The sequence below is a fragment of the Kribbella sp. NPDC050281 genome (assembly GCF_040655855.1).
Classification (GTDB): Bacteria; Actinomycetota; Actinomycetes; order Propionibacteriales; family Kribbellaceae; genus Kribbella.
In genome coordinates this window covers 1-9306 of record NZ_JBFAKS010000086.1, presented here as the reverse complement: position 1 = coordinate 9306, position 9306 = coordinate 1, and the positions used below count along the sequence as shown (strand labels likewise).

Sequence of the window (9306 nt, the reverse complement as noted above, 5' to 3'; positions counted from 1 at the left end):
GTCGCCTCGGCGATCGCGCTGAACGCCCGCACGCGGCTCTACCGATACCCGGAGGACCGTCCGATTGTTGGATGACGAACAGGGCGTACCGAAGGGGCCGTTGGGCCCGGCGCAGGGCGCGGGCCGGGCACCGACGGCCGCGGAGGGCGTCGCGGTCCTCGGGCTGGGCCGCTTCGGCGGGCAGGTGGCGGCTTCCCTGCTTCGGCTCGGGCACGAGGTGCTCGGCATCGACGACGACCCCAAGCTCGTGCAGCAGTGGTCCGACCAGCTCACCCACGTGGCGCAGGCCGACTCGACCGACAACGAGGCCCTGCGCCAACTCGGCGTGCCCGACTTCGGCCGGGCGGTGGTCGGGATCGGCACCGACATCGAGGCCAGCGTGCTGACCGTGCTCGCGCTACGGGCTGGGCGGTGGGGTCAGTAGCGGAACTGCTGTAGTTGCCGGCCGTCGACGGAGGGCACCCACCCGGTGCGGGTGCTCGGGTCCAGCTGGACCGCGCGTTCGGTCTGCGAGTTGTACTCCCCGCCGAAAGGACTACTGACGAAGTTCAAGCCGGACACCACCGAGACCTGCTGGCCCGTCGCCAGATCGATGACCGCGAGCTGGCTGGTCGCGTTGCTGTCGGTGACAACGCCGCCGACGCGGCCGAACTGTGACAACACGGGCGGAGTGCGGAAGGCGACCAGCCCGAGGTGGTGCACGCTGTCGATCGCGAGGTACGCCGCCTGCTGCTGCCGGACCGGGATCGTCGGTGCGGCGGTGGTCATCGTCTCGCCGGCCAGCACGCTCATGCTGGTCGTCCCCACGATGTTCAGGCTGACAGAGCGGTACGACAGCTGGTACAGCCGGTCCGCTCCCTCGTCCAGTGCGAGGCCGTTGGCGCAGACGCTGCCCGAGTCCGACAGCCGCAGAGCGCTCGTGTCGAGGTCGACGCTCACCGCGGAGCCTGCCCCGCCACCGATGCAGATCAGGCTGCTGCTGGTCCGCGACAGGTACACCGTGCCGGTCTGCCGGTCGAGCTCGATCATCTTGAACCCACCCCGCACCGCACCCGGCGGATCAGCGGCGATCACCGGAGCCGGTGTGCCGGTCGCGAGGGCGATCGGGAGGACGACGTCAGCACCATCTTCGTTGCGCAAGGCAAGAATCGCGGCGCGGTGCCGGACCGGGTCGACGCGTCCGCCCCGGACCGTGTAGCCGTCCATGGCCGCCGTGCCGACGCGCTGCTTCGTGGTGGTGTCGTAGGTCTCCAGCGCCGAACCGGTCGGCGAGAAGTGCAGGAGTACGACGCGATGCGCCTGCGGATCCGCGCCGAGCACCTGGTAGCCACTCTCCGGCGACGGATCGGTGGTGATCGTGCCACCGTAGGTGCCGGCCGCAGTGTCGTATTCCAGGACCGACTCTCCCCCGCCGGGGGTCCGGAGGGCGGCGTACGACGTGCCCCCGGGCTGGGCCGCGAAGCTCGTCACTCTCCCGTCGCCGGGTGCGAGGCCGTCGTCGACCGTCAACAGCGAGGACGCCGACGCCTGGCCGAGGATCCCGCCGGATCGGTCGGTCCCGAAGACCCGGACGTTGTACGCCACCGAGCCGCCGAGGCCAAGGTCGACCGCGTTCAGAGACGCGACACCCGAGCGGGCCGGAAGCGGCTGATACGCAACGGATCCCGCGTTGACCCCGTTCTGGTCGCGCGAGTCACCGTTGGCGTTGGTGAAGGTATTGAGCGCGTTGTAGAGCGTCGGCGCGGGCGCGGAGAACTCGACCGCCGCTCCGGTCGCGCCGGGAACCGAGCGGACGTCGTACCGGAGCGAGAAACGCGGCGCGGCGCGCCGGATCTCCAGCCTGTGGTCGGCCCGCGGACCGAGAGTCGGCGCCGGCGGCCGGCGGTCGGCCGTACCGCCGTCGACCCGGATCGCAGTGAACTCGCCGTACGTCGGTGTGCCGGCCGAACCGGTGACCGACCGCTGGACGATCCCGATGCCGTAGATCCCGCCCCCGCCGGCGAACGCGCTCGCCGGGACCACGACATCGCCACTCAGATCGTTGAGCGGAGCAACGAACCCGGTGCCGAACAGTGGTGCCGTGAGCGGGTTCCAGTGCCCGAGCGTCGACACTACGAGCTGCGGGTTCGACAGGTTCCGGACGCCGGTCAGGTCGTAGTGGACCGTCACCGCGCTGTCCGCGCGGACGGTCGCCGGAGCGACGGGTGCCAGCGCCTCGGCGTACGTCCCGTCCGTCGGTCCGACCGTGAGGGTCTTGGCCGCCGAGGCGACCACGTGCTCGCCGTTACGTACTTCGAATGCCACGGAGACGTCGCGGTCTTGGTCGGACACAACGGGCAGGCCCGCAGCACCCAACAGCTCACTCGGCGTCAGCCGGACCGCTGGTACGGACGAGTGGAACTCGTGCCCATTGACCGTGAGGACATAGTCGGTCTTGCCGGCGGTCGAGCCCACCACGTCGGCGCCGATCGTGATCGGTCCGACCAGGCCTTCGCCGGTGCCGCCGGTCTGCAGGTCGATCCGGTCCGGGTCACTGGACTCGAGGAACGAGCCGCCGAGGCCGCCGGTGACGACGCGGTGGGCGACGGACAGCCGCGCGATCCGGGGCTGCTCCTGTCCCTTCTCGAGCACCTCGTTGACCGCGGCGGTGACGTCGAGCTGCGGTCCGACGGTGACCTTCCGGTCCATCTGCGGCGGGCTGGCGACCGCACGGCCGGTGCGTTCCAGCAACGCCCGGACATCCGTCGGGCTGAGCCGGTGTCCGGTCAGTTCAGAAGCCTGCAGTACGACGGCGGCGGCCGCGGCGACCATCGGGGCGGAGGCCGACGTACCGCCGTTCAGTACAGGCGTGACCTCCTGCGCAGACCCTCCCCCGGTGTGCTCGTACACCAGGATGCCGTCGCTGGGTGCGGACACGTTGAGACGCGTGCCGAAGCCGGACGAGAACGTGGTTCCGCCGTTCGTGCGCGTGGCCGCGAAGGTCGGGTTGTGCGACGACGGCTCCGAAGCGATGTCGTCGAGTGTGGTGCCGCCGACGGCGATCGCACCACTGTCCGGGACTCGTGTCGGTGTGGTCGACTGCGCGACGTCGTCGATGGTCGTCGCGGCCTCGTGGTGCGAGACCAGGTCGGTGGGCGTGCTGCCGCCGTCCGGGCCGACCGCGGTCGGCGTGTAGAGCCGGGTGCCGTCGTTCGACGAGATGGTCACAACGATGTGGTACTGGTGCACGATCGTGGTGACGACGTTCCGGATCACCGGGTCGTCCTCGAGGTACCGGCCTGGGAAGCCCTCGGTGTCGGTGCCGAAGCCGAGGCTCGCCGTGATCACGTCCGGGCGCGGGGTCTGCCCGGCCGCGGCCAGCAGCGCCACCGCGATCTGGTCGAACGTGGGCTGCTTGGGGACGACGAGCCGGTACTGCGCGCCCGGCGCGATGCCGAGGAGATCGGTGAGACCGTCGCCGGTCGCCTCAGGCCGCTGCTTGTCGTGCGGCAGCGGCGCCATCACCCCGAAGTCGAGCAGCACCTCACCGAGTTGGGCGTCCTGCCCCTCGGTCGAGCCGACCGGGTCCAGCCTGCCGTCCGGGCCTGCTGTGTACGTCGGAATCAGCGGCATCGCCGGCAGATCGAGGTAGCGCTGTCCGTCACGGACGATCGTGGTCGGGCCGTGGGACCGGACGTAGTTGTCGCCCGCATCGGCCATCGCCTGGTCGGTGAGATCGCCGATCGAGACGTTCGTGATGATCTGACCGGCACCGGGCAGTTGGCCGAACCGCTCCTGCAGCGTGCTGAAGGCGCCGACCGCGTTCGTGCCGCCGGCGTTGAGGAAGCTCTGCGCGGAAGAGGTCAGGCCGTAGTTCGCCGGCAGCGCCGATGGCGGCGTCTTGGCTGCCTTCGGGGTCGCCTGGCGAGCTGCGCCGACCACTTCCGCCGGCACGGGCTTCGGGCCGGTGGACATCGCCGAGACACGCTGCCCGGGTTGGGCGGTCTGCTGTGCGAAGGTGGCGCGCACCGCCTCGTCCGTGGGGGCCCAGTCGCCACCGACTGCCGACGTACCGTCCGGGATCAGGATCGTCGTCCGGCCGAGAACGTTGCCTTGAGCATCGGTACGGGTCGCCGCGCCGTCGGGGTCGAGGGCGATGTGACCGCCGTCCGGCATCGACACCTGGCGGGACGGACCGGCTCCTGGTGGTGCCGCCGCAGCCGGTCCGGCGACAAGAAGGCCGGCCAAGGTCACAGCGGTCAGCACGCAAACAGACAGACGGCGGTGCGGAAGGGCGGAGGGCACGACGGCCCCTTTCTCCGTGGCGGTAGGAGGAGTGCTGGACAATTACGCACCACCTACGGCGCCCCGCCACACCCATTGACCGAAACACGCCACTGGCAGTTCCCCGCCACCCCGGACAAGAGGTCCGTGCACTGTCCGTAGTCGCCGGCTAACACTCGGAGACCGTCCGGTTCGATCAGGAATTTGCTCGTGTCCGGCCCGGGTTCGCGCGTAGGCTCGCGGCAAGCAGACCTTGTGCTCAGGGGGGATCACGTTGAGCCAGCCAGCGACCCAGTCCGACTACCCGGACCACATTGATGCCGCTGTCCTGAAGATCGCCGGCGTCGTCGTGCTCGGCGCCATCATGTCGATCCTCGACATCACGGTGGTCAACGTCGCCCTGCCGACGTTCCAGCTCGAGTTCGGCACACCCGAGGATCCGGTCACCTACGCGCACGTGGCCTGGACAGTCACGGCGTACACGCTCGCGCTCGCGACCGTGATCCCGCTGACCGGATGGGCGGCCAACCGGTTCGGCACCAAGCGGCTCTACATGGCCGCGATCTTCCTCTTCACCGCCGGTTCCGCGCTGTGTGCCACGGCCTCGAGCATCGACATGCTCATCGCCTTCCGCGTCCTGCAGGGCCTGGGTGGCGGCATGCTGATGCCGCTCGGCATGACCATCATGACCCAGGCGGCGGGACCGCACCGGATGGGCCGGCTGATGGCCATCCTCGGCGTGCCCATGCTGCTCGGACCGATCCTGGGACCGATCCTGGGCGGTTGGCTGATCCAGGTGGCGAGCTGGCACTGGATCTTCCTCATCAACGTCCCGCTCGGCGCGATCGCGCTGGTCTACGCCTGGTTCGCCCTGGCCAAGGACCACGCTGAGCCGTCCGAGTCGCTCGACGTCCTCGGAGTGGCCCTGATGTCGCCGGGGCTCGCCCTGTTCCTCTTCGGTATCTCGTCGCTGCCCGCCGAGGGCGGTGACTTCACCGCGCCCCGGGTGTGGGTCTCGATCCTGGTCGGCGTGCTGTTGATGGCGGCCTTCGTCTGGCACTCCTTCCGGCCGGAGCACCCGCTGCTGGACCTGCGGCTGTTCCGCGACCGCAACCTCACCGTCTCGATCATCACGATGTTCCTGTTCGCCGCGGCGTTCTTCGGCGGGCTGCTCCTGGTGCCGACGTACTTCCAGGAGATTCGCGGCGAGTCCACGCTGCATGCGGGTCTCCTGGTAGCACCGCAGGGACTCGGTGCCATGGTGACGATGCCGATCGCCGGGCGGCTGGTGGACAAGATCCCGGTCGGCCGGATCGTGCCCGTCGGTCTCGGGCTGATCGTCATCGGCATGTTCGGACTGACCCAGCTCACGGCGACGACGCCGTACCCCTTGATCATCGCCATGCTGGTCGTGATGGGCTTCGGGATGGGCGGCACGATGATGCCGCTGTTCACCACCGCGCTGCGGACGCTGCGCGGTCCCCAGGTCGCGCGCGGCTCGACCCTGCTCAACATCACCCAGCAGATCGCCTCGTCCTGCGGGGTCGCGACGATGTCGGTCATCCTCACCAATCAGCTCAACGACTCGCCGATCATCCCCGGTACGCAGAACGTCCCCGGGATGGGCGCCGGACTCAAGGAGACCCAGGCCGCCATCCTCTTCAACACCCAGCCGAAGAGCCTGATCCCGCTGCACATCGACCCGGCCGCCATTGTCCGCGGACTGGTCGAGGCCGCCGAGGCCTTCGCCAACACTTTCTGGGTCGCCTGGGTGCTGGTGACCCTCACCTTGATACCGGCCCTGATGCTCCCCCGCAAACGCGCGGCCTCCCGCCCCGTCGACGAAGGCGCGCCTCCCGCGGTGGTCGACTGACCGCGGGCTAGCGACGACGTTCGGGCGGCAGCAGGCGCTGGGTCAGACGGAGAATCGACGACTCCGGGGCCTGCCAGACACTTCGGTCGGCTGCTGACCAGGCGTAGGTCAGGGCGCCGGTTTCGATGCAGTCCAGCAGTCCCGGAGCCGCGAGCTCGTACGCCGACCACTCGTAGATCTGCTGCAGCCGCGGCAGGATCACGCCGAAGTCCAGCAACCGGCCGAGCCCGAGCTCGTCCTTGAGATAGGACTGCACACTGTCGCGAAGCGGATACTCGTCCGGCAGGACGCGCGACAGCTGAAGGAAGATCCCGGCCATGCCGAGCCTCGGATCACCGAGCAACGGAGCGAGCGGACGCAGCCAGCCGAGCGCGATCCGAGGGGCCGCAACAAGCGTGTGCGTGTATAGCACCCGGCACAGTACGACGTTCATGAAGAAGCGCTCGGCGGCAGTCTCCGCCTCCGCCAACTCGCGATGCTCGAGGTAGCCGGCCACGATGCTTCCGTTGTGCGCGCGCCACCAAGCCCGAGCGGTCGGGTACTGCGCGAACGACAGCCAGTAGTCAACCGTCCGTGACGAGGCAGCCCCGGACAGATCTCCGCTCAGGGCCACAGCTTCACAACCGTCCCGCAGTACGCGCTCATTCACCGCCCGCCACCACGGACTACCAGGACGGTCACCGAACAACGGCTGCAGTACGCCGCGCTGCAGCTCCCATTGCATCGCGGACATCGCCGCACGACGGTACGGAAGATGACGAGGCGCCTTGCCGAAAGGGCCGTAGTAACACCGCTGCATCAGCGCAAGCCGGCCGGACGGATCGTCGCGAACCGCGGCCACCTGCTGATCGGCCCACGCACCGGCAGTCATCCCAGCTGTCACCGGCTCAGGATCGCACCCACACCATCGCGCCGCACCAGCGCCGGACGTCAGCTGGTGTGCAGAGCGGTGGTGGTTTGCGCGACAGTCAGGCGATCGGTGGGGTCTTTGGCCAGCAGGGCTTCGATGATCGAGCGCAGCGGGCCGGAGTTCACGAAGGCGGCCGGCCGGGCCTCGACCACCGCTACCAGGGTGCTGAACGGGTCGCCGGCACCGAAGGGGGACTTCCCCTCGACCGCCGCGAACAGCGTCGCGCCCAGCGAGAACAGGTCGGATGCCGGGCCGACCGCGTCGCCGCGGGCTCGCTCCGGTGACATGTACGCCGGGCTGCCGGCCATGGCCTCGCTCGACAGCGTCTGCTCGTCGTCGACCGCGGTTGCGATGCCGAAGTCCATCAGGACAACCCGTCCGTCGTCACACAGCTGGACGTTCGCCGGCTTGACGTCGGAGTGCACCAGACCAGCCTGGTGGACGGCCCCTAGCGCGTCGACCAGGTGCAGCGCGATCCGCCGTACGTCGGCAACCGGTAGCGGCCCGTCCGACGCCAGTGCGTCGGCCATGGTTCGCCCTGACAGCGGTTCCATGACGATCCAGTGATCGCCGGCGTCCTCGATGACGTCGTACACCTTGACCACATTGTGGTGCTCCACTCGTGCCACCGCGCGCGCCTCGGCCAGCGCACTGGCGCGAACCTGCTCGGACGGGTGGCCGGGAAGCACCACCTGCTTGATCGCGACGTGCCGGCCCAGCAACTCGTCATCGGCCAGCCAGACCTTGCCCATACCGCCGCGGCCGAGCAACGTCATCAGGCGGTATCGACCAGTCACAAGGCGATCCGGGCCGACGACAGTCGGTGCTGACTTCACCGCGACTGTTGTCATGATCGCCTCCCTCTGCCGATCTTCCGTGCTCCCTATACGGACGCCGAGCCACATCGGTTCGATGCTTCTTTGATCGTCCTCGTCAAACGTGCGCGGCACATTGTGGATGACCCCTGGTCGAACCCCGGATCTCCACTCACCACACCCTGAGTGCCTTTAGATGCCTTCGGCAACCAACTCGCCGGATGCCCGGAAATACGCCGGACTTCGTTTGAACCGACCGGCCACGGCACGCGTGTAGCCCCCCATAGACAGCACGGCGCGTCGACTCGAGACCGCCGTACCCATTGGGAGGGACAAGATCATGAGTAGTGTGACAAGGCGTCTCCGGCGAGGTCTGAGCGCGGCAGCCGCCGCGGCCATCAGCACCGGCATCGCCGTGAGTCTGGCAGGCACGGCATCCGCGACCCCGTCGAGTGGCGTCGTCATCGACACCGGCCAGCTGATCGTCACCGGAACGAACCACGCGGACACCATCACGCTGAGCGTGCCGGCGACCAACACGTCGGTTCTCGAGGTCGACTTCGGTCCTGGTACGACGAAGCGCACGGTCAACCGCAGCGACTTCACCCAGATCCTCGTCAGCAGCCGGGGCGGCAACGACGTCGTACGGATCGACTACGGCGCCGAGGTACAGCCGTTCACGATCATCGACACCGGCGACGGCAACGACTCCGCCTTCGGGGGCAGCGGCAACGAACTGTTCCGCACCGGCGCCGGCAACGACACCGTCGACGGCAACCGTGGCACCGACACAGCGCTGCTCGGCAGTGGCCGCGATTCGTTCACCTGGGATCCGGGAGACGGCAGCGACGTGATCCAGGGTGGTCGCGACCAGGACACCATGGTGTTCAACGGCGCGGCCGCGGCGGAGAAGTTCGTTGCCGCCGCCAACGGTCCGCGACTGCGGTTCACCCGGGACGTGGGCAACATCGTGATGGACACCGACAACGTCGAGCGGGTGTCGCTGAACGCGCTCGGTGGCGCCGACACGGTCACCGTCGGCGATCTGCGCGGTACCGATGTCAAGAACGTCGATGTCGACCTCGGTGCGCAGCTCAACGCGAGCGGCGGCGACTCGGCGGTCGACGCTGTGACCGTCACGGGTACTGCCGGACGAGACCACATCCGGGTGTCCGGCTCCGCCGGGGACGTGCGGGTGTCCGGACTGAAGGCCGACGTACGGCTGAAGGACGCGGAACCGACGGACCAGTTGACGATCGACACGCTGGCCGGCCGCGACGACGTGAACACCCGGCGGCTGGCGCCGGGCACCATCGCGCTCAGCATCCTCTGATCGCACGACCCGGCGTCCGCCGTACGGCGGCCTTCAGTCCGGACACCCGCACGTCCCCGGCGGAGCCGGACACCCGGATGTGGTCTCGTCCGGCAGTACCCGTGACGGTCAC

At 69.0% G+C, this 9306-nt stretch carries 6 protein-coding genes; 3 read left to right on the top strand and 3 right to left on the bottom strand.

The window, feature by feature from the left end; all coding sequences use genetic code 11:
• Positions 1–67 precede the first annotated feature (67 nt).
• Positions 68–424 carry an NAD-binding protein gene (locus AB0I34_RS43775; RefSeq protein WP_360458555.1) on the top strand — a complete coding sequence of 119 codons (357 nt, stop codon included), beginning with the start codon at positions 68–70 and terminating at the stop codon, positions 422–424.
• Here the strand turns inward: AB0I34_RS43775 and AB0I34_RS43770 are convergent.
• On the bottom strand, positions 418–4245 hold the full coding sequence (locus AB0I34_RS43770) for a S8 family serine peptidase (protein ID WP_360458552.1): 3828 nt from the start codon (positions 4243–4245) through the stop codon (positions 418–420). The two genes, AB0I34_RS43775 and AB0I34_RS43770, sit on opposite strands and share 7 nt — an antisense overlap.
• A gap of 292 nt (positions 4246–4537) precedes the next feature.
• Here AB0I34_RS43770 and AB0I34_RS43765 point away from each other — a divergent pair, with 292 nt between their 5' ends.
• Positions 4538–6136 (top strand): DHA2 family efflux MFS transporter permease subunit, encoded by a 1599-nt coding sequence (locus tag AB0I34_RS43765; RefSeq protein ID WP_360458549.1) that lies wholly within the window; start codon positions 4538–4540, stop codon positions 6134–6136.
• A gap of 7 nt (positions 6137–6143) precedes the next feature.
• Here the strand turns inward: AB0I34_RS43765 and AB0I34_RS43760 are convergent, their stop codons facing one another.
• The gene (locus AB0I34_RS43760; RefSeq protein WP_360458546.1) at positions 6144–7019 is read right to left on the bottom strand and encodes a hypothetical protein; all 876 of its coding nucleotides are present in this window, start codon (positions 7017–7019) and stop codon (positions 6144–6146) included.
• A 47-nt stretch (positions 7020–7066) separates the two neighbouring features.
• Positions 7067–7897, bottom strand: coding sequence for a serine/threonine-protein kinase (locus AB0I34_RS43755; RefSeq protein ID WP_360458543.1), 831 nt, complete (start codon positions 7895–7897; stop codon positions 7067–7069).
• Between the two features lie 304 nt (positions 7898–8201).
• Here AB0I34_RS43755 and AB0I34_RS43750 point away from each other — a divergent pair, with 304 nt between their 5' ends.
• Positions 8202–9194, top strand: coding sequence for a hypothetical protein (locus AB0I34_RS43750; RefSeq protein ID WP_360458540.1), 993 nt, complete (start codon positions 8202–8204; stop codon positions 9192–9194).
• Positions 9195–9306 lie beyond the last annotated feature (112 nt).